Consider the following 19,907-nt stretch of genomic DNA (forward strand, 5'->3'; position numbering starts at 1 on the left):
AAAAGCCCTTTTAAAGATCTCACTTTTTTTCAGGCCTTGGAGCAGCATAATGTTTGCCGCTCTTAGAGATTTAAAATTCAAAACAACCAAAGTTAAGAATAATAAGAGCAGTATCAACTGCAAAAACACATTGTAATAATTGGCTTCTAAAAAATCTCTGATTTGCCAATTCCATTTATCAGATTCCCTGGTAAATTTCAAACCTAGTCTAGAAAGCTCCCCTTTTATCGCATTTTCTTCTATCTTTCCGAAAAAATAGAGTGGGTAACGTAAATCACTGGTTAGAAATTCCGAACGCGAAGCTAAATCTGATTTTACAACCTGACTCTGTGAAAATTGATGGGCCTTCCCCAAAACATAATAACTCTGTCGATTCGCTGTACTCGTTCTAGGCACTGAGAAAACCTTTACGATGTTAATATGATGCTGGTTTGCAAAATCTTCTAAGTGACTATTGATTTTATTTGGTGTGAACTTTCCAGAGCTACTTGTAATGCTAAACGGTTTTTGCAAGGTAGAAAGGCCTGTAGAACTCATAGATTGGCTAAAGTTTAAGAGGAGGAGGCCAAAACAAATCGTTACTATAATGAATACCACTTTACGAATTTTGGTCATCTTTAAACTCCTTACGAAAAAGGTCTGGCATCTCTACCGAACCCTTTTAAGCTAAATGTGGTATGTAATCGCATAAATAGTGGAATTTTGAAACTAGTCTAAGTTTTGCATAAAGGTAACACTATCATTGTTATCCGAATCACGTCCGAGCGACTTCACCTGATAACCTGTCTTGTTCTGGTGCGCAGTTTGCTTTGTTCTTGCCACTGAAGCTTGATTAATATATGCCCAAGGCCCAGTTCGACGACCCTTACCACCCGCCTGACCGTTGTTAGCGATAGCATATGTCTTATATGAGGGGCTGGTCGTATCAGTTTCACTGGTAACCGTTTTGCCATTCATCGTTGAGTAGAAATAACCCCAATTATATCTCCCCACCAGTGCTGCTTGAGCGGTAGTGGCCCCAAAAGTAACGATTGCCAACAAGGCCAAGCTGCTGCGCTTGATGATTTTTGAATTTAGTCTCATCATGAACCCTCCTATAATTTTCTATCAGCACACTTGCTGATAACCATAATCCTAGCATGCATCTCTTTTTTGTTCAATATCAAAACATTTCACGTTGATAACTAAATTAAAAAATTAATAGAAGAAAGTTTGAGACTATAGTGTTTAAATAGACCAAATGGTGATCTAGCCTTTCAAGAAATTTATTCTTTTATTTTGAAATTGACTAATCGCTCTGAAATTCAAAAAGACCACAGGATGCTTCTCTTTGAGCAAGAATTCTCTTGGCTAACCAAAATAACTCTTACAAAACCTGACCAGATTTGCCAAATATCGGGGTCTTTGATTGACACTGTGGGGAAAGATGACTAAACTTGTTAGGCAATTTAGACTATCCAAAGGAGGCGGTCTCTTGACCACCAGCGAAGAATCACAGGAACAACAGCGGGTTGATCACGTCGCCCGGCAGATTGGTAAACGAATCGACAAAACGACTGCCGACTATGATGCCGCCCACCAAGAACTGCGAAACGTGTTGAAGAATTATAGTGAAAACACGTCGGTGAACTGGTTCGAAGTCGATGACCGAATTGAAACCAGTGCCGAACTACAACAACAACGGGCCTTGGTTTCTCGACTAACTGAAAATCAAAATATTATTGAAGACCAACTAGATACTTTCAAAGAACTCCAAAAATCGCCTTACTTCGGTCGGATCGATATCCAAGATCCGCAAGAGACTCATCCCGAGTCCCTGTACATTGGCACTGCGTCGTTCGTTGACGACGATCAAAACTTTCTGGTCTACGACTGGCGCGCCCCCATCTCCAGCATCTACTACAATGGCGTGTTGGGGAAGGTCGCCTACAGCACACCTGCCGGTGACCAACAGACCGAGCTACTCAAGAAACGCCAATTCTTAATTCAAAATGGCCACATTGAAAGTATGTTTGACACCAACGAAACAGTGGGTGACGAAATGCTGCAGCATGCCTTAGGCGAACAGAACGACGAGACGATGCAAAACATCGTGGCCACCATTCAACGGGAGCAAAACGATATTATCCGTGACACTCGTAGTGATCTCCTCGTCGTTCAAGGAGTCGCGGGTTCCGGAAAAACCTCCGCCATCCTTCAACGGATTGCCTTCTTGTTGTATCACAGCCGCCGCGACCTTGAGGCCGATCAAATCGTCCTCTTCTCCCCTAACCGGTTGTTTAGCCACTACATCAGTGACGTGCTACCCAGTCTTGGTGAACGTAATATGCGGCAAGTGACGCTCGCCGAATTCTTGACGCAACGGTTCCAGGGACTCAACGTGCAAACGCAGTTCGAACGGTATGAGGCCGACCAACAAACGCCGGTGAACCTTCCCGTCCGAAAATTCCAAGAGAGTGCCGCCATGATGACTGCAATTGCCAACTACTGTCAGCACATCGATCCCACCGACCTGAAGTTCACCGATATTCGGTTCCAAAGCCGAGTCTTCTTCGACAAGGAGTCCATCCGCGATATCTACGCTCACTTCCCAGCAGCTACGGCGCCAGCGGACCGTCTCTTACGAACGAAAAACGCCCTCGAAAAGCGCTTGAAACATCGCATCGCCGATGAGGCCAAAGCTGACTGGGTACGCGATGAAATCGACCAGCTGAGTGACGAAGATTACCACAACCTGTTGGGTGAAAAACATCTCGGTACCTTTGAACAGCTCGACGACGAGATTGACTTCATCGCGCGTGAGATCGTTCGCCGTCGTTTCCGACCGGTCGACGATGCCATTTACAATGGTTACTTCCTCGACACGTACAGTCAATACACAGCTTTCTTGACACAGTGTCCTGTACCGGACGATGTGTCTGCCGATGCCTGGAAACAGGTCATCACGAACTACCAGCACGACATTGAATTCCACCGCCTAGCCCTGACAGATGCAGCGCCATTGCTGTATCTTCGTGACCTGCTGGCCGGTGGTGGGGCCAACCACCGTATGCAGCATCTCTTTGTCGACGAGATGCAAGACTATTCCATGGCACAACTGATTTATCTCCAACACGCCTTTCCACGCGCCAAGTTGACCCTCCTCGGGGATAGCGAACAGGCCCTGTTCAAAGCCGTCGAATCACCAGCGGCCATTCTAAAGAAATTAGACGCCGCTTTAAATGTCAAACGGTCACGATTGATTACCTTGCGCCGTTCCTACCGCTCGACACTCCCCATCACGACCTTTGCTAAGGCCCTCCTACCAGATGGTGACCAGATTGAGGCGTTCAACCGTCCTGGGGACCTGCCTAAGGTGGTCATTCGCTATGACGAACCAGCAGCCTTTAAGGCCCTGGTCCATGAAGTTCAGCTTGAATTGGCCACCAATGGAACCGTTGCGATTTTAACGAAGAGCAACGCGGAAGCCAAACGAGTGTACCAGGAACTGCATCCCCAAATCGCCTTGACCCGGCTAACAGATACCGATCGCTCCCTGCCTAAGGGGGTTGTCGTTTTGCCAATTTATCTGGCCAAGGGCTTAGAATTTGATAGTGTCATCGCCTACAATGTCTCCGCCGAAAATTACCCGGATGATCAGCTGACCGGAACCTTATACACAATCGCTTCGCGGGCAATGCACCACCTGACACTTCTGTGTATTGGTCCGGCATCGCCACTAATTGCCTCCGACAAGATTCCACAGGCCGACCTTCAGATTGAACATGAATTTCAGAACTAACCACTGGCAGCAATCCACAAGGATTGCTGCCTTTTTGGATCTAAAAAGGCCAATCGCTGGGATTGGCCTCGTCAACTCTATTTCAATGCCGTGGGCATCCTCATCACTGGGAACGTCGCTTTGCGAACGTAGTGACGATACCCCTTGTAGAACCGCAACTGATGCTTGGTTAATTTGACCTTATAGCTTAACCGCTGACCATCGAACTGAACAGTACTGCCCTTAGGCGAATACTGTACCCCCGACAAACGATAAACCTGCTTGCCCAACGATTGGTAACGGATCTTCTTCAACCCATATCCCGGCAAACGGTAATACCGTCGCTTCTCACTATCCAGCCCGAATAAATTCCCCGTACTCTTAGACTTACCGTAAGTGATGTAGGCCTTGTTATCGCCCTTGCCATTATAAAACCAAGTATGGCGCAGTGCCTTGGGCGTCCCCTGATGCCAAGCCGCTGCCTGGGCGGACTTTATGTCTGCCACACCCATGGTGGCGACGGCAAGCGTTAATCCTACCCAAAACAATCCTTTTTTCATTTTCGTTTCCTCCCTAATCTCTGACACTCTCCCAGAGTACCCGTGGTTGGCTCGGATGGCAAGCAAAATAAAAAGTCCTCATAAAATGATTCCGTAAATCGAATTTAAACCGATCTGAGGGGGTCATTTTCAAAGGACTTGTCCGTTTACGCGGTCTGTTCCGGTCGCTCCTGGGGAGCGCGTTTTAAGGCTCGTTTTAATAATAATGGTGCTAGGATCGTGGCCAAAATAATCACTAAGATCATGACGGAATAGTCACTGCCGTTTAACAGGCCCGCTTGGTGCCCAATTTGGGCCGTGATAAGTCCCATCTCTCCTCGCGCAATCATCCCGGTACCGATCACCTGACTGCTCGACATTGAAAACCCACTCAATCTGGCTCCTAATCCACAGCCCAATAGCTTAGTGACACAAGCCAACACGGTCAAGACGACAATCAAGATTAAGTTACTCCCAAAATGATCAAACGTCATATTCAGCCCAACACTAACGAAGAAGACGGGAATAAAAACAGCATTCCCCAAGGGCTCCACATGGTCAACCAAGACCTCACGATAGGGTGTATGAGCCACGGCGATGCCAGCAAAAAAAGCCCCGATTGCCCCGCTTAAGCCCACGATATCGGCAAGCCAAGCCATCCCTAGACAAATCACCATCGACATGATGGTGACACTGGAAGCCATCACAAGCCGCTCACTCAGGTGCATCAGGTAAGGTGCCACCCATTTGACTAGCAAATAGGTTCCGCCAAAGAAGGCCACCTGTTCCAAGAGCACGAGTGCCAAGGCCGGTTGCTTCCCGGCCGTCTGGATCCCCTGACTTGCCAAGAGACTAATCATCAGTGACAGCAGGACAACGCCGATGATGTCATCGGCCACGGCAGCCCCCAAGATGGTGGCGCCCTCACGCGTCGTCAACGCGTGATATTCCTTCAGAACCGCCACCGAAATGGACACCGAGGTGGCAGAAAATACCACGCCAATAAAGAAAGCCTCTAGTAACGAGAACCCCCATAGCCAGGAAACCAGGCCCATGAAGACCACCGGAAAAATCACGCCGGAGGTGGCAACCACAATGGCTGGGCGTAGATACTTCATCAGCAACTGTAGATTACTCTCCAGCCCTCCGAGAAACATTAAAATAACCACACCGATATCAGCAAATAAACTGACGAGACTGTTCAACTGAACCCAGTTCAATAAAGCCGGACCAATCAAAATGCCAATCAGCAATTCCCCAATCACGGCTGGAACACCGAGCCGGTTTGATAGACTACCAGCCAGCGTGGTTAACACTAGGATTAAACATAAAGTCCCTAAAAATGCCATGTGTGGACCCCTCCTTCTTAGAATTTGATGCTAAAACCCATCATACGCCAAAAAAGAGAGGGGGGAAAGGGGCCCACAAGTTTTCCGCCCTTCCCATTATCTATCAAAAGTCATCAAATTAAGGAGACTGCGGCAAATACAGCGAGTATTTGATAAACTGCTGCGGTTGTTCCGGCACCAGGAAACTAAAACGCACCGGTTGGAGTCGCTGTTCATAACTGATCTTGGGTACCGTAAATGTCAGCCAGGCATCCTTGATGCCTTTGGCCGCTTTTTCTCGGTCCGTAAAAACTTTTCCCGATGGGTGACGCATCGAGCTAGCCGGATTACTAATCATGTAAGGCACATTTAACCAGGCGTTCTCCACCAAATTAAAGTTCCCAGCCTTCAACCCATAATGCGCGGGTTGTTTCTGCTCAATAAACAAATGAATGGTCACCGCCACCACATCGGCACGAATCCGCTGCTTAACCTGTTGAATCTTAAACCGCACCGTTCGGCCCTCAACCCACCGTTGCTGCTGAAAGAACCGTTCTTCAACGGGGTGCTGAGGAATATGCGCATTAACCTGATGATACCGCCAGCCACCCACAACCACAACTAGCAACAGGCAACAGGCAACCTAAACAGGCTATGAATTTATGCCTCATACGCTCGCCCCGCTTCAACTCGAATCACCTTGTCCGCAATCGCCGTCACAAAATCACGATCATGTGAAGCCACCACGATAGTCTTGCCGGCTTGCTGGAGCCGATGAAGTTCCGCAATTAAATTCTCAATACTCTGGGTGTCTAACGCGTTGGTCGGCTCATCTAAAACAATCAGGTCATTTTGCCCTAAAAGTGCTTGGCCGATCCCTAGCTTCTGCTTCATCCCCAAAGAAAAGCTTCGCACCTTGGTCGCCTTCGTTGTGGGTAAATCAAATTGCTGCAAAATCCGCAAAATATCCGCGTCCCCAACACCAGACATCAGGTCCGCAATTAATCGTAAATTTTCATATGCAGTAAATTCCGGTAGAACCCCCGGCATCTCAATTAAGATCCCCGCTTGGATCGGATAGCGTTTCCCAAACTGCAGTGGTCGTTCATTAACGGTTACGATGCCTTTAATTCGAATGAGGCCCAGCAAGGCCTTTAAAATTAAGGTTTTACCTGAACCGTTGATCCCCGTTAACACCGTAATCGTTCCCCGTTCAATTGAGAACGAGACCTCCTGTAAGAGTTGTTGTCGCCGGATGGTCTTGCTGACCCCCTGTAATTGAATCAATGCCATCGTTTGCTCCCCCCAAAACTTATTTAACATCCTGCCAATAAATAACTCCCCACAGGCCCCCGATGAATCCCGTCACTAGGACGATCATTTCAAAACTAGAGACCCACATCGTTGACCACTCCAATGGCCGATTAAATTGGAGCCAGGGCCACGGTTGGCCACTTAGAAACAACAACCCTAGCATTCCCCAGAACCAACTCACCATAATTGCGACCGTTTTTTGCCGCCAAAGACCAAAAGCCACCAGACCAATTCCGGTGAAAAGAGCCTGATTTAGCCCCAGCTGACCAGCTCCTCGCAACACATATGCCGCTAATGGCCAGCCACCGCGAAACCAGAATCCCGTCATAGATACCATCGTCCAGACGACCCACAGACTCACTTGTCCCAGCATACTTTGGATTAGGATTTGGCACCACCAGATCGACCGCGACCGCGCCACACCGTAATCTACCACTCGCGACTGTAAACCAATTAACCCCAGGATCAACGCCACAGGCAAATAAATAAAGGAAAAATCTTCCAGACTAAATAGGTGTTGATAGACATCGATCACCGGGTTAGTCGGATCTTGCAACAACCTTACCCACCGCCATGCCATCAACGCGGCAATCATGACCGTGAGGCCAATTCGCACTGGATGATGACGCCACAATCTTAGCTGCTGGCCTAAGCACTTAACCATCAACACGGCGATGCCACCCCACTATTCCCAAGATCCCAATGAGGGCCAGCATGGCGATGGTGACCATCAAGACCACTTGCCAAGTGACGTCTGCATTCGAAGCCTCTTTAAGAAACTGAGCTGGTGACAAGCTGCTATCCAAGCCTGTGAGCGGTTGAACCACTAACAGCCCAATCTGCAACACCATTCCCACACTAACAGCAACGAAGCGGTAATCCGTGAAGAAGCCGATCGTCGTAACTAATAAGGCGAACAGGCTGCCCCACACCCCGGCTACAAGGATGGCTATCAGAGCGTGGATTAATGGATGAGCATAGTAAAATCCAATGGCGATGGTATTAAAACTGAATAGTCCCAAATTGCTATGCAATAGATTGTCCGGCCATAAACTGAGCACCATTAACAGGTAACCAACTAGGTTCAAAAGTAAGGGACCCGCCACCGCTAATCCCCCTAAAACGGCGGACCATCCCATGTAACCGGTTAGAATCTGCCGCTGCGGTAACCGGATTCTTAGTTGCATCAAAAAACCGGTCTGCCGATCTCGTTGTAATAGAGTCGCTGCCGGTAAAGCAGCGACCAACGGCAAAATAAAGAAGTAGCCCTGACTGACCTCGCCAAACGGATCGATCCCTAACCAAAGGGTGAAAGGTGAGCTAAAAAAGGGATCTTCCTTCCCACCATAACCATGCAAGCCTTGGAAAAGTTGAATCAAAACCAGTATCACTGGGCCCACAGATGCCAACCCAACGTAGCGCTTATTTAACCGCTGCCAAACCGTCCTCATACGATTGCCCCCACTTCAAACTGTTCTCGTCACTATACGGGAATACCGCACACTTGCCAAGCGTAATCAGCGTCATCGCGGGCCACTTATTAAGCATTTTATTATCGAATTAAACCTTTTCCTGGACCGACCATCGCGTCTGCTAATGGCCCATTTCGAACCGTCGATATTTATTTAATTATCATGGAGGGCAACAAAAAAGCCACAGCAACGATGTCTGTCGAATCGTTGCTGTGACTGATTAATTTTAGTTGAAATAAGTTAAATCGGAAGCCAATGTTGGGTAAGCCATAATCGAGTTGCCGATGTCTGCCGGACCCATGTGGTTTTGAATCACAAAGTCGAGGTAATTAATCACTTGTTCCGCCTCACTGCTGATCGCGGCGGCGCCGACAATATGATTCGTTGATTTATTAATGACTACCTTAATCCGAGCATGTGGATCCTGAATTCGTTGGTAGCTGTACCAATGAGTGAGGTCCAAATCATTCACTCGGAAGTCACCCGGCCGTTTCGCCGCAGTGGCCGTCGTGACCCCGATCTGAGCCAACTGTGTCTTCCCATAAACTACCGATGGAATCACGGGATAGTCAATCGCCGGAGAATCGCAAGTCGTAAGCGTGTCGCTAAGGTAGCGGCCTTCAAAGCCTGCCACCGGTGTCAACTTGGGCTGCGGCCGATCAACCACATCCCCCAAGGCAAAGATATGATTATTAGTCGTTCGTAGATTTCCATCGACCGTTACCCCGTGCCGAGTTGTCGCCACATTCACCCGATCAAGGTGCAATCCAGCAACGACTGGGGTCCGGCCGGCGGTGGCAAAGACCATCCCAGTCGTCCAGCTCGCTCCCGCGGCAGTCGTTACCGAATATTGGTCATCCGCCGGACTCACTGAATTTATTTCGGTGTCCAATTGTACGTCGACCCCTTCAGCCCGCAATCGGTCCATCAGGTCATTGACAAGGTCACCATCAAATGCCCGCAGCGGCCGATCACTGTGATGAATCAAATGGACGCGACTTCCGGCAGCGTTAGCAATGGCTGCCAGTTCAACACCAACATAGCCAGCCCCCATCAAGGTAATGTCTTCAGGAAGTTGGTCTAAATCGAGAAATTCATTGCTGGTTCGCAACCACTCTTGCCCTTTAATTTCAGGAAGCCGGGGTTCCTGCCCGGTGGCAATAATCCAGTTAGCGGCACTCAGGCGATCTTCCCCAACCGTCAAGGAACCGTCAGTATTGAAGCTAGCATCCCCATGAATAGTTGCGATTCCGGCAGCGTCAAGGCCACCCTTGGTGCCACTAGGGATCTTCTTGGTATAGGCCCGCTTAGCAGCCATTAACGTCTGCCAGTCAATCTGGGGAACACTGGTTAACCCTTGATTCAGTAGGGCTTCACTATGGCCTTGTGTCTCGACCGCTGCCATCAAAATCTTCTTTGGGTCACAGCCCCGATTAGGACAGGTGCCACCCCAGAGATCCTTCTCGACAACTGCTACTCGTAAGCCATGAGCATGTAAACCGTACGCCGCTGCCAGTCCACCTGGGCCGCCACCAATCACGACAACATCAAACTCTTTCATCAGCTCAACCTTCCCTTCTTCACGCTACATTTAATTCTAGCACGAAATGGGAGGGGACCTACTAAATTACCCTCGTGCCATGACTGCTGCCGAGACAACGACTGTCCCCCTTTCAAAAAAATCGTGATAAACTAAACGGTAACAATTATTTAAGGGGAGACCACGATGACTTTCTATACTTATGGTTATCTAACCACGCATCACAACACCTGGCAATATGCTCGAATTGGACTGCTTATCGCGCTGCTAGTCGTCTTCATCGGTCTATTCGTCCACTACTTACGAAATCGATGGAACGTCAAATACAAGGACCTCAGTATCATCACGGGCGTCTTATTGTTATTAGTACTAGGACTACAGATTAACAGTCTCGTTTCACTTCAGTCAGCAACGAAGCAATCCGGTGAAATTTCGGCAACCGTTCAGCAGGCGGCTAAGCATCTAAAGGTTTCGCCCAGTAGTCTGAGCATTAATTCAACCAGTGTAAGCGACAATCTGTTAATCAAATCAAGCCAGGGCTACTATCGCTTGGATTACAACACCGATGGCTCGGCATTTATCCTCGAAAAAGTCACCCTTGAGAACCCTAAGATTAAGTTGGTAAAGGAGTAGCCTATGTTTATCTATTCGGATGTTTTTATAAAATTAGTGGTCGGTTTTATTTTTATGACAATTTTGATTAATTTATCGGGTAAGGGAAATTTAGCTCCCACCTCGGCCATTGACCAGGTCCAGAACTACGTCTTGGGGGGAATTGTCGGTGGCGTCATTTATAATTCGGCCGTAACTCTCCTACAATTTGTTATCGTCCTCTTAATCTGGTCATTATTGATTCTGGTGACGCGATATCTCAAGATTCACGTGCATGCCGTGGGGAAGTTCATTGATGGTGGTCCGATTACGATTATCCGTAACGGCAAATTACTGGTTCACAATTGCCTAAAGGCCAATCTCTCAGCCAAGGAAATTGACTTCAAGTTACGCACCGCCGGCGTTTATCAAATTGAGGATGTCAAACGGGCGATTGTTGAGCAAAATGGGAGCTTAACCGTGTTACGTCAGGGAGATGGCAATATTCGCTACCCGATCATCATCGATGGTCAAATTGATTTAGACGTTCTCGAACTCATGAATCATGACGAAAACTGGCTACTTGAACAACTGCGATCACACGGTATTACCAATGTTCGCGACGTCTATATGGCAAAGTATGAAAATCACCAATTTGAGATTACTCGTTATGATGAATCGTAAATCAAAAAGAGAGTGGGACAAAAGGCGATTAGCCGGTTTCAACCATACCGACTGGTACGCAAAAACGGGTCTGGGGGTTTTGTCCCAGACCCGTTTTTGATTACCGGTGCTTTCTACTTAGGAACCAACTCAAAACGGCGGCCCCCAACAAGGTGATGCCTAACACGATACCACCGTGTTGGGCCTCGTTCGTCTGCGGTAGCTCTGTCGTCCCAGTTTGATCGGCCGGCAGAGCGGCATTACTAGTTGGCAAAGCTACACTCGGCGTCTCGCTGAGGTTGTCGCCTGCACCGCCCGTCACAGGTGATGTGACCCCCGGCATTGGCGTCACGACCGGTGGGGTCAGATCAGGTAAGCTCTGATCGCCATCCCCGTCCGAGGCTTCTTCCATAATCTTTTCATACCAAAAGGTCACCGTCTGTGATTCTTGAAGAAACTGACCTTGACTATTCTGCGGTTGCGCTTTCAATTTATACCCGGGAAAGACCTTGGCATCTGCCTGATACTTGGCCCCAAGTTGGCCTAAGAGCGTTCGATCTGGCGCTAATTGTCGGCCATCCTGGTCTAGATAGCGGACCGTTACCGATGCAGCTTGATCCTTGGCATAAATATAGATAACTTCTTGTTCAACACTTTCAAAAACCCCATTTTGCTTACCCTTGATTTCCTTTAAATGATAGCCGGTTAACGGAAACTCTTCCGTCTGGTAAGGTTCTCCCACGGAACCCGTCAGCGTCACGTCATCGAGCAATGAGCGTACCAGCTCATCTTGGTAACGCACCGTCACCTTGGACTTAGTACTGGGAACTTCTTCACCGCCCGAATTCCCTTCACTCCCAGGGTTACCCTCGCCATCTGATCCCCCGGTATTGCCTTCGCTCCCCGGCAAGTCCTTATGGTAAACGTATTTAACGGACTGCTCATCGGTTCTAAAGGTTCCGTCGGGTTCACCCTCGACGTGGTCAAACGTATAGCCTTCAAACGACCTCTGTTCAGAATGATAACCATCCCCGACCAACCCGGTGAGCTCTTGCGGGTCTATCAATTCTCGACCGTCCTGATCCACATATTGAACCGTGATTTTAGCGGCCTCATTAGCCAATTTATATGGCTGAACCATGTAGCCCATCTTGGTTTTGCCGTCCGGCGTTCCGAGAGCAAGAATCATGGCATACTTGTCTTCCTTACCCGCTCCCAGCATAATGCCGCCAAACAGTGCGTCTCCCGCCTGCAATGTCTCCTGGGCCTTCAAGTCCGTGAACCGTGCGCCACCGTCAATTGACTTGGCCTCACCACCCGCGATGAATTGGCGATAAATGACGGCGCCACTGTCCTCAAAGGCCATCATCATCCCAAGTTGCTTCATGGGTGCCACCCTCATTGGAGTTCCATCTGGCATCTTGGCACTGGAAACCCAATCATGGCTCTTCGTATTAGCATTAACATTAATCGAATCGAGTAAAATCCGCTGGCCCGTGATGACTAAATCGGGAATATTTTGCAACGACGCAATGCTAGAGAAATCCATGATTTCATTACCCACTAATGACAGCCGTTGTAAGTTCTTGAGGCCAGCTAATGGCGCAACATTTTTGATCCGCTGCCCACCTAACTCCAGGACCTTCAGCTTTGTCAACCCTGCTAGGGGCGAGACGTCGGTGATGTCACCAAACATCCATTTGTTTTGAGTTTGGTACAAGTTAGCTGTTTCCAAATTGACAGCGTACTCCAGTCCCTGTAACGAATAAGAACTCTTGCCATCAATCCGAAATTCATCTGGTCGATCAGGGGACTCCAGTTCTGTCAGCAATGCCATATCTTTCTGAGAAATATCATCGACCGTATGCCACGTTTTCCCAACACCTTGGGCATTTAACGACTTGAGCACCGTCTTCTGCAAGAGCCTATTAGGCATCCAAGTATCAATGCTTAACCGCGTCTGATTCCGTTCCTCCACCGGTATCGCCAAATTCTTAGCGAAGCCAGTTATGGGCACGACGCCATTACCAATCATCGTCATGGTCGCCGTTAACCACAGTGTTTTCCTTAAAGTGTTTTTCATGCCGTTCACTCCCCAATATATGAATCCTTATATCTAGTTCGTTGTTAGCTATCATCTATCTTAGTGACGTTATGTTCCCTCCAGCCTCATCACTAAATCATTCAACAAGAGCACTGATCAAACCAAAATAATTCTATGAATCTCAATTAAGTAAACGATGGCCCCACCATCGCTTGGCGTTACCCTTCCCCCCTTTTATCTATTTAATCTATGAGAATTATCCCGTGTTCACCTGGCGAGCAGTCCCAATGACCGCGATTCATTCTCAATAAAAGAGCCAACGCTTCGACACGCTGGCCCCTAATTGCCCAATCGACTAATCCGATTCCGGCATAAGCATTAACACTACATCTGTTAAACGTTGGATTACTCTAGTCATTTAACCCGTCTAACTTGATTCCTCAACCTCTTTTTTAATCGCGACGCTTACGGAATAACCGCCAAGCACCAAGTGTCACACTAGCTAGCAAGGCACCGATCCAAGCGAGTTTAGACCGTTCTTCATTCGCTTGTGGCAAAGCATCATCGTCTGGATGATGATGGTCTTCGTCGACGCCATAGGTAGCTGAACCGTGGGAATGACCGGTATCTGACGTTTCGTCAACACCATTTTCACCCATCGTGCTTCCCGTTGACTGATTACCAGTCATTCCTGGGGTGTCACCATTCGTCCCTTGATCTACCTCTGTTTCATGGCCGTTTTCAGTTTCATTGTTAGTATTGTCTTCTGAACCTTGGTCCGCTTCAGAACCTTGATTATCTTCTGAGCCTTGGCTACCTTCAGATCCTTCACCGCTTTCTGAGCCGGTATCATTTTCCGATCCTTCAGATCCGGTTGTGCCTTCGGAACCTTCAGAGCCTTCACTGCTTTCAGAACCTTCGCTACCTTCAGATCCTTCGGAGCCTTCACTGCCTTCGGAACCTTCAGATCCTTCACTGCCTTCAGAGCCTTCGGAGCCTTCGGAGCCTTCGGAGCCTTCACTGCCTTCGGAGCCCTCGGAACCTTCACTGCCTTCGGAGCCCTCGGAACCTTCTGATCCTTCGGAACCTTCGCTGCCTTCTGATCCTTCGCTGCCTTCTGATCCTTCGGAACCTTCAGAGCCTTCGCTACCTTCAGAGCCTTCGGAGCCCTCGGAGCCTTCACTGCCTTCGGAGCCCTCGGAACCTTCACTGTCTTCGGAACCTTCGCTGCCTTCTGATCCTTCGGAACCTTCAGAGCCTTCGCTACCTTCAGAGCCTTCGGAGCCTTCACTACCTTCAGAACCTTCGCTGCCTTCGGAGCCTTCGGAACCTTCAGAGCCTTCGCTACCTTCAGATCCTTCAGAGCCTTCGCTGCCTTCTGATCCTTCAGAGCCCCCAGAACCTTCACTACCTTCAGAGCCTTCGCTACCTTCAGATCCTTCGGAGCCTTCGCTGCCTTCTGATCCTTCGGAGCCCTCAGAACCTTCGCTGCCTTCGGAGCCTTCAGATCCTTCGGAGCCTTCACTACCTTCAGATCCTTCAGAACCCTCAGAGCCTTCGCTGCCTTCTGATCCTTCAGAGCCCTCAGAACCTTCAGAGCCTTCGCTACCTTCGGTGCCCTCGCTGCCTTCGGAGCCTTCAGATCCTTCGCTACCTTCGGAGCCACTATTATTATTATTTTCTGAACCTTCGGATCCGTCGTTACCATTCAAGTCTTCGGAACCGTCACTATTGTTGTTTTCCGATCCCTCGTTACCTTCAGATCCACTAGCATCACCGTCGTCTTCGGAATCAGTATTCTCGTTACCATCAGAGCCAAGATTTCCCTCTGATTCATTTGAGTCTTGACCATCTTCAGAACCCACAGAACCTTCCGATGAGTCGTTATCATCAGAATTATCTTCGGAACCCGCACCTTCTTCGCTACCCGCATCACTACTATTAGAGTCATTATCATCAGATTCATCTGGTGCATCAGGGTCTTGGTCACCAGCATCACTTTCGTCAGTGTCGCCATTATCTGAATCCCCATTGTCACCAGGAGTCGTTTCGCCTTCCGATTGGTCGTCTCCGCTATTCTCAGAATCATTACCCTCTGATGGATTTCCCTCAGAACTGGACGAGCCTTCAGACCCCGTATTTTCATCTACTTCCACGTTGTCAGCCGATTCATCTCCAGTATCTGGCGTCTCAACATTCCCGGCCCCAGCAGTCCCGTCAGAATTACCGTTCAAATCTGAACCGTTACTTCCTTCATCAATACTCTGATCATCCGTATTGCCCGCTGGATTATCAGGAATTGTCTCATTTCCCGCTTGTCCATCAGAACTGGTATCATCACCAGCACTTGGTGTTTCGACCGGATTAGCCTCATTAGTTGAAATTTCTTGACCTGAGTTTGCCATCGCAGTTCCAGTGGCGTTTTCATTCCCGCTAACCACGGGATTGGTCGGTGCCGGGGTACTAGGTGCTGGCGTTTCCGTCGCAGTACTCGTTTCACCCGTCGTTGCCTTAGCAACTTGGGTAACGGAGTCATAGACTGGCGCACCCAACGCTAATTTTGGCTGTTCCATCATCATTCCAGTTCCCATCAACGCAACAGTTGCAGTGAGCCAAAGCCCTTTTCTTACGTGTTGTGCCATCTCTTTTCCTCCTGAGTTTTTGACTTCTTCTCTTGCCGATAAACAACATGTTATCAGGTTAACATGCTGTTGAATATTAAAACCCATTTTGGCAATCAAAAAAGGAATCACCATCTTTAAATGGTGATTCCCAAAATTGGTCTAGTCAATTTCAACGGCCCGTGAATGCCGACTATGATAGACTTTTATAAAGTTTGTTGTGCTGGTCCAGTAGACCTTATTCGGCCAACCTTTTTTCATGTACGGATCGGCTACCAAAAATTTACCATGTTGGTAACCCACGAGTGCCAAGACATGATAAGGACGTTGGCCTTGCATACGCCAAGCGCCGGCAAAGACAACTGAATTACCACGTTTGACCGCTTTGATTAACGTTGATTTGCTAGCCCCCGTGATGTTCTTAGCCTTGCTATCGTAGGTCTTAGCATACGCCGTCAGTGGTGCCGGATAAATTGTCCGGGTTTCCCCAGGACGACTTTCCGTGTATGGATTACCGGTGAAGCCCTTGGATGGTGACTTGGATTTTGGCATCTTGTTGATGATAGTTTTCAAACTGGTCTTGGTCGCAATTCCTTTAACCGAAAGTGCCATCTTTAAGCTAGCAGCTTCACAAGCATTGGGTGCGTACACTGGATATAGCTGACTCGTATAAGTATAGGGTAAAACATATTTCTTCGTGGTCTTAAGCCCCTTGGCATTTATCCAGCCGTAATCGTGACCACGCCGACTGATTTGTAAGTAGATCTTCTGTCCTTTTTTAGCCACTTGATCCACCTGGACCAATTTCCCTTTCAAACTACCCGTTTTACGCTTCGTCGTCGCCGCCTTAGTATACGGTTGATTCCATAAACGCCAGCCTTTGCTCCGAACGACACGAGAATTATAATTGCGTCCGGATTTGACGCTATAACCATTGGCGGAAGCCGATGTAACGGTCCCCGTGATACCTAAAGCAATCATCAAGCCAATGAACAATCTGATAACTTTTTTCATTCTCCCACCCCTTATTGAATAGTTACCGCATAATGTTTGTAATTATAACTGCGGGTGAACTTTTTTGCGCTCACCCAATACTTTCCCTGGTTGGGATCGGCGACGTGATAGGCCCCATTTTTATAACCATCGAGCAACATCACGTGGCTATTGTTAATACCCGTTCCCCAGAAATAGTGTCCATAGTGCGCTTTCGCGAAATGCAACGTCACGTAAACCACTACTGGATGGTTCATTCGTAACTCGGAACGGAGCTTACTGACCTTAGCCCCACTGATATTCTTAACCGAGTGGTAGCGATTGCCCCACTTAGCCAGTGGCTTAGGAAAAATTGACTGAAAGACACCTGGTGTCACCTTATATGGGCTCCCAGCAAAGCCGGTATTCGGATTGTTGGTCTTACTCCGTGGCAACTTCTTCATGAAGGCAACCAATCCGGTTGATCGCATGGCACCCTTGTAATGGAGCCCCTCCAACAGACTGGCTGACTCACAACCCATCCATGCCTTGACCTTGTTTTGACTAATGTAGGGGGCATTCAGATTTACCTTGCTAGGCGTCTTGAGATCACGTTTCAGAACCCAGCCGGTCGTGTGGCGCTTGGCATTCGTCGAGGTCACATAAACATACCGCTGACTTCGTCCATTAGCTTGGCGCACTGACGCCGAACGACTAACGGTCCACGCTGTGTTGCGATACTGACTCAGCCGATGCGTGGTAGCCATTTGGATTCCACTACTCGTCTTCTTAAAGGCCACTAATGTTCCCTTGGTGGTGCCCGTAACCCTGCCAAATGGGGTCACTTTTTGCTGAGAAAGGATCTGTGTGCCGCTAGAAGCATATCCCACCGTCCCAATCACAAGCAATGCCAGAAAACTGAAAATCCCCAATAATACTTTTCTCATTTTTCAAACACTCCAATTAATACTGAAACAGCTGAGCCATCATTCCAGACCCATCCGCGGCAAAGCTGAATCCAACTTCACTATAATGTGCCCAGGTATTTAACTCCGTGTCTCGATGCAACTTGTCGCAGGTCATAAGTTCGTCGACCGCCGTTTTAGCAGTCCCCTTATAAGTAATATTCCCCTTATGATTATAAACCAGTGTGGCTCCAAGTCCCTCCATTGTATAACCGGCCGGCAAATAGTAGGCGGGCAACTCCGCCATGGTCTCGCCATATCCACTCAACTTGGCATTGTACGATTGCCCATTTGGTCGTATATGATCATCACGAATCCAGAGTTCGTGAGCCCGAACATTGACCTTCTTCAATAAACTTTTACGATGCTTCAAAGCATTCAGTCCTTGTTGCTTACGATAAGCATTAAACTGCTTGATGTAGCTAGTAGCCACCTTCTTATTCAAAGTTGACTCCTTGATGTACTTGACCGTTATTGAGGCAGGCAACTTCTGATAACGATAAGTCTTCCGAATTTTAAAGGGAACATAGCCTTTAATCTTTACGACGTAACCCGCCTTCGACTTACCAAAAGTCCCCGTTCCTTGAGGACCAAAGGTTGATCCATAGGCTAGCACACGACTTCCAGTAGTCGTGAACGTCCGATTAGCCTTAATCTTTTTCCCAGTCGTTGATCGATAATGCACCACCATCTTCTTTGGTGTTGATTGACTAGCAGCTTGCGCAGTAAGCGGCAACAGAATCGCCAACAATGGCAGTAACACTAGCCCTAATTTTCGACCCCTCATCATCTTACAAGTTCTTTCGCCCTTAGTCATTCGGTTCACTCATTAAGTTCATAACGGTGTACAGCTTCCCATTCTTATTAACAGTAGCCAAGCCGTAGTAAACATACGTACCCGAGGTGATAACCTCCCAGTGAGCCCCATCGTTACCATCATGCTGAAAGTCATAGGCAATCATCTTAGCTGTCGCCGTATCGGATTGGGCCCAGTTACGGGTATCCATAACCTCACCATGGGAAGCATTTTGCAGCCCCACAGCCTTAAATAAAGCCGTCTGATAGGCCACGCCATCCGTATCATAATGGGTAAAATTCGTAGGAATCTGCTTGATTCGTTGATCAGAAACCTGCGTTTGAATGATCTCGTTGTTCTGTAGAGGGGAAACGCCTTTGGCAAGCCGTGCTGCATTAACAATCTTGATGAATGCTTGGTTAATCTTAGCTGCCGATGGCGTTGGATTCAAATCATTTTCCTCTAAGTAACTATCCTTGTCAGAAATCTTCATATTGTAAATGACTTGCGTTGCCCGACCTTTTTTCAAATGTCCACGCCAAACCCAACCAGAATGTTTACCATTCGCGCTCTTGACGTGATAATAAATTCGGTACTCCCCATTTTTCTTAATGCGGAGCTTTTCATGTCCCATTGTTTTCCAGGTTGTGTGGGGATAGGCCTTCAAGGCCTTGTATCGGCGACCAAGGTGTTTACTATACAAATACCCCTTAGTCCCATGATAACTGTGCTTCTTCATCGAACGACGCCAGACCAGACGCACGCTGTGGCTCCGCTTGGCGCTGTATGTACTTGCATGAGCAGTTGCTGGTACCAAACTCACCATTCCAAGAGCCAGTATCATGCTGCCTGCTATGAATCTTTGTTGGTTTTTCTTCATCATTGACCTGCTTTCCAAATTTAACACCGCCGGATTGATCACATATAAATTGTTTCATAGCTTTTTGAATTCAGTCACTAAGTGATTAACTAGTTGGCATAAGTATACCGCTTGTTATCTGCCCCTGCCATTGTTAAGTGGGATTTCTCATTAAGTAGACCAGAAATTTTCACCGATTCTAATAATTGGCAGCAGCGCTCATTGGTGACACCGCCGATACACAAAAGGGGGAGCATCCAAGTAACTTCGATGCTCCCCCTCTCTCTGATGAGTCTCTTTAAGCCGCTTATTGGATTTGAACCAACGACCTCTTCCTTACCATGGAAACGCTCTACCTCCTGAGCTAAAGCGGCATAGTTCTATTATCACCCATCTGAAACTTGAAGGCAATAAAAAAAGGAACCCATCATGGGTTCCTAACG

The 19,907-nt window shown here is 48.1% G+C and carries 18 protein-coding genes and 1 tRNA gene; 3 read left to right on the forward strand and 16 right to left on the reverse strand.

Annotated features, from left to right (window positions below):
- A partial coding sequence (locus LSE01S_RS09425) for a hypothetical protein (protein ID WP_061777385.1) occupies nucleotides 1–615 on the reverse strand: 615 nt, incomplete at its 3' end.
- Between the two features lie 93 nt (nucleotides 616–708).
- The gene (locus LSE01S_RS09430) at nucleotides 709–1,083 is read right to left on the reverse strand and encodes a hypothetical protein (protein WP_061777386.1); all 375 of its coding nucleotides are present in this window, start codon (nucleotides 1,081–1,083) and stop codon (nucleotides 709–711) included.
- 343 nt (nucleotides 1,084–1,426) lie between these two features.
- Here LSE01S_RS09430 and helD point away from each other — a divergent pair, with 343 nt between their 5' ends.
- Nucleotides 1,427–3,781 (forward strand): RNA polymerase recycling motor HelD, encoded by a 2,355-nt coding sequence (gene helD / locus LSE01S_RS09435; RefSeq protein WP_061777387.1) that lies wholly within the window; start codon nucleotides 1,427–1,429, stop codon nucleotides 3,779–3,781.
- 77 nt (nucleotides 3,782–3,858) lie between these two features.
- Here the strand turns inward: helD and LSE01S_RS09440 are convergent, their stop codons facing one another.
- The 7 genes from LSE01S_RS09440 to LSE01S_RS09470 form a co-directional block, all read right to left on the reverse strand.
- A complete protein-coding gene (locus LSE01S_RS09440; protein WP_061777388.1) occupies nucleotides 3,859–4,320 on the reverse strand; it encodes a hypothetical protein in 462 nt (153 codons plus the stop codon).
- A gap of 146 nt (nucleotides 4,321–4,466) precedes the next feature.
- The gene (locus LSE01S_RS09445; RefSeq protein WP_061777389.1) at nucleotides 4,467–5,648 is read right to left on the reverse strand and encodes a cation:proton antiporter; all 1,182 of its coding nucleotides are present in this window, start codon (nucleotides 5,646–5,648) and stop codon (nucleotides 4,467–4,469) included.
- A 118-nt stretch (nucleotides 5,649–5,766) separates the two neighbouring features.
- Nucleotides 5,767–6,255, reverse strand: a complete 489-nt coding sequence (locus LSE01S_RS09450) for a hypothetical protein (RefSeq protein WP_061777390.1) — start codon at nucleotides 6,253–6,255, stop codon at nucleotides 5,767–5,769.
- Nucleotides 6,256–6,287: 32 nt separating this feature from the next.
- Complete coding sequence (locus LSE01S_RS09455; RefSeq protein ID WP_061777404.1) at nucleotides 6,288–6,920, reverse strand: ATP-binding cassette domain-containing protein; 633 nt, start codon at nucleotides 6,918–6,920, stop codon at nucleotides 6,288–6,290.
- A 19-nt stretch (nucleotides 6,921–6,939) separates the two neighbouring features.
- Nucleotides 6,940–7,611 (reverse strand): hypothetical protein, encoded by a 672-nt coding sequence (locus LSE01S_RS09460; RefSeq protein WP_061777391.1) that lies wholly within the window; start codon nucleotides 7,609–7,611, stop codon nucleotides 6,940–6,942.
- A complete protein-coding gene (locus tag LSE01S_RS09465) occupies nucleotides 7,598–8,392 on the reverse strand; it encodes a hypothetical protein (RefSeq protein ID WP_061777392.1) in 795 nt (264 codons plus the stop codon). The genes LSE01S_RS09460 and LSE01S_RS09465 overlap by 14 nt, the downstream gene beginning before the upstream one ends.
- Before the next feature lie 247 nt (nucleotides 8,393–8,639).
- A complete protein-coding gene (locus tag LSE01S_RS09470) occupies nucleotides 8,640–9,974 on the reverse strand; it encodes a dihydrolipoyl dehydrogenase family protein (protein ID WP_061777393.1) in 1,335 nt (444 codons plus the stop codon).
- A gap of 165 nt (nucleotides 9,975–10,139) precedes the next feature.
- Between LSE01S_RS09470 and LSE01S_RS09475 the strand changes: the two genes are divergently transcribed.
- Together LSE01S_RS09475 and LSE01S_RS09480 are read left to right on the forward strand one after the other, a co-directional pair.
- Nucleotides 10,140–10,586 carry a DUF3290 domain-containing protein gene (locus LSE01S_RS09475; protein ID WP_061777394.1) on the forward strand — a complete coding sequence of 149 codons (447 nt, stop codon included), beginning with the start codon at nucleotides 10,140–10,142 and terminating at the stop codon, nucleotides 10,584–10,586.
- Between the two features lie 3 nt (nucleotides 10,587–10,589).
- Nucleotides 10,590–11,228 carry a DUF421 domain-containing protein gene (locus LSE01S_RS09480; protein WP_061777395.1) on the forward strand — a complete coding sequence of 213 codons (639 nt, stop codon included), beginning with the start codon at nucleotides 10,590–10,592 and terminating at the stop codon, nucleotides 11,226–11,228.
- A 100-nt stretch (nucleotides 11,229–11,328) separates the two neighbouring features.
- Here the strand turns inward: LSE01S_RS09480 and LSE01S_RS09485 are convergent, their stop codons facing one another.
- The 7 genes from LSE01S_RS09485 to LSE01S_RS09530 form a co-directional block, all read right to left on the reverse strand.
- Nucleotides 11,329–13,290, reverse strand: coding sequence for a MucBP domain-containing protein (locus LSE01S_RS09485; RefSeq protein WP_061777396.1), 1,962 nt, complete (start codon nucleotides 13,288–13,290; stop codon nucleotides 11,329–11,331).
- Nucleotides 13,291–13,703: 413 nt separating this feature from the next.
- Entirely contained in the window at nucleotides 13,704–15,893 is a 2,190-nt protein-coding gene (locus LSE01S_RS11070) for a hypothetical protein (protein ID WP_162257444.1), read from the reverse strand.
- 141 nt (nucleotides 15,894–16,034) lie between these two features.
- The gene (locus LSE01S_RS09510; RefSeq protein ID WP_061777401.1) at nucleotides 16,035–16,886 is read right to left on the reverse strand and encodes a C39 family peptidase; all 852 of its coding nucleotides are present in this window, start codon (nucleotides 16,884–16,886) and stop codon (nucleotides 16,035–16,037) included.
- A gap of 11 nt (nucleotides 16,887–16,897) precedes the next feature.
- On the reverse strand, nucleotides 16,898–17,791 hold the full coding sequence (locus tag LSE01S_RS09515) for a C39 family peptidase (protein ID WP_061777402.1): 894 nt from the start codon (nucleotides 17,789–17,791) through the stop codon (nucleotides 16,898–16,900).
- Nucleotides 17,792–17,807: 16 nt separating this feature from the next.
- Nucleotides 17,808–18,626 carry a CAP domain-containing protein gene (locus LSE01S_RS09520; protein WP_235808334.1) on the reverse strand — a complete coding sequence of 273 codons (819 nt, stop codon included), beginning with the start codon at nucleotides 18,624–18,626 and terminating at the stop codon, nucleotides 17,808–17,810.
- Nucleotides 18,619–19,485: a spore germination YkwD domain-containing protein gene (locus tag LSE01S_RS09525; RefSeq protein ID WP_156470510.1), complete on the reverse strand. Its 867-nt coding sequence runs from the start codon at nucleotides 19,483–19,485 to the stop codon at nucleotides 18,619–18,621. Before LSE01S_RS09525 ends, LSE01S_RS09520 begins: the two co-directional genes overlap by 8 nt.
- A 280-nt stretch (nucleotides 19,486–19,765) precedes the next feature.
- Nucleotides 19,766–19,838: transfer RNA gene (locus LSE01S_RS09530), tRNA-Thr, on the reverse strand.
- Nucleotides 19,839–19,907: the final 69 nt, after the last annotated feature.

Source organism: Levilactobacillus senmaizukei DSM 21775 = NBRC 103853 (genome assembly GCF_001592085.1).
GTDB classification, from domain to species: domain Bacteria; phylum Bacillota; class Bacilli; order Lactobacillales; family Lactobacillaceae; genus Levilactobacillus; species Levilactobacillus senmaizukei.

Bases quoted from the DNA above. Each gene is read 5' to 3' on its own strand.
- LSE01S_RS09480 (WP_061777395.1), top strand. From the start codon at position 10,590: ATGTTTATCTATTCGGATGTTTTTATAAAATTAGTGGTCGGTTTTATT.
- LSE01S_RS09520 (WP_235808334.1), bottom strand. From the start codon at position 18,626: ATGACTAAGGGCGAAAGAACTTGTAAGATGATGAGGGGTCGAAAATTA.
- LSE01S_RS11070 (WP_162257444.1), bottom strand. From the start codon at position 15,893: ATGGCACAACACGTAAGAAAAGGGCTTTGGCTCACTGCAACTGTTGCG.
- LSE01S_RS09475 (WP_061777394.1), top strand. From the start codon at position 10,140: ATGACTTTCTATACTTATGGTTATCTAACCACGCATCACAACACCTGG.
- LSE01S_RS09485 (WP_061777396.1), bottom strand. From the start codon at position 13,290: ATGAAAAACACTTTAAGGAAAACACTGTGGTTAACGGCGACCATGACG.
- LSE01S_RS09440 (WP_061777388.1), bottom strand. From the start codon at position 4,320: ATGAAAAAAGGATTGTTTTGGGTAGGATTAACGCTTGCCGTCGCCACC.
- LSE01S_RS09455 (WP_061777404.1), bottom strand. From the start codon at position 6,920: ATGGCATTGATTCAATTACAGGGGGTCAGCAAGACCATCCGGCGACAA.
- LSE01S_RS09445 (WP_061777389.1), bottom strand. From the start codon at position 5,648: ATGGCATTTTTAGGGACTTTATGTTTAATCCTAGTGTTAACCACGCTG.
- LSE01S_RS09510 (WP_061777401.1), bottom strand. From the start codon at position 16,886: ATGAAAAAAGTTATCAGATTGTTCATTGGCTTGATGATTGCTTTAGGT.
- helD (WP_061777387.1), top strand. From the start codon at position 1,427: ATGACTAAACTTGTTAGGCAATTTAGACTATCCAAAGGAGGCGGTCTC.
- LSE01S_RS09430 (WP_061777386.1), bottom strand. From the start codon at position 1,083: ATGAGACTAAATTCAAAAATCATCAAGCGCAGCAGCTTGGCCTTGTTG.
- LSE01S_RS09515 (WP_061777402.1), bottom strand. From the start codon at position 17,791: ATGAGAAAAGTATTATTGGGGATTTTCAGTTTTCTGGCATTGCTTGTG.
- LSE01S_RS09470 (WP_061777393.1), bottom strand. From the start codon at position 9,974: ATGAAAGAGTTTGATGTTGTCGTGATTGGTGGCGGCCCAGGTGGACTG.
- LSE01S_RS09465 (WP_061777392.1), bottom strand. From the start codon at position 8,392: ATGAGGACGGTTTGGCAGCGGTTAAATAAGCGCTACGTTGGGTTGGCA.
- LSE01S_RS09525 (WP_156470510.1), bottom strand. From the start codon at position 19,485: ATGAAGAAAAACCAACAAAGATTCATAGCAGGCAGCATGATACTGGCT.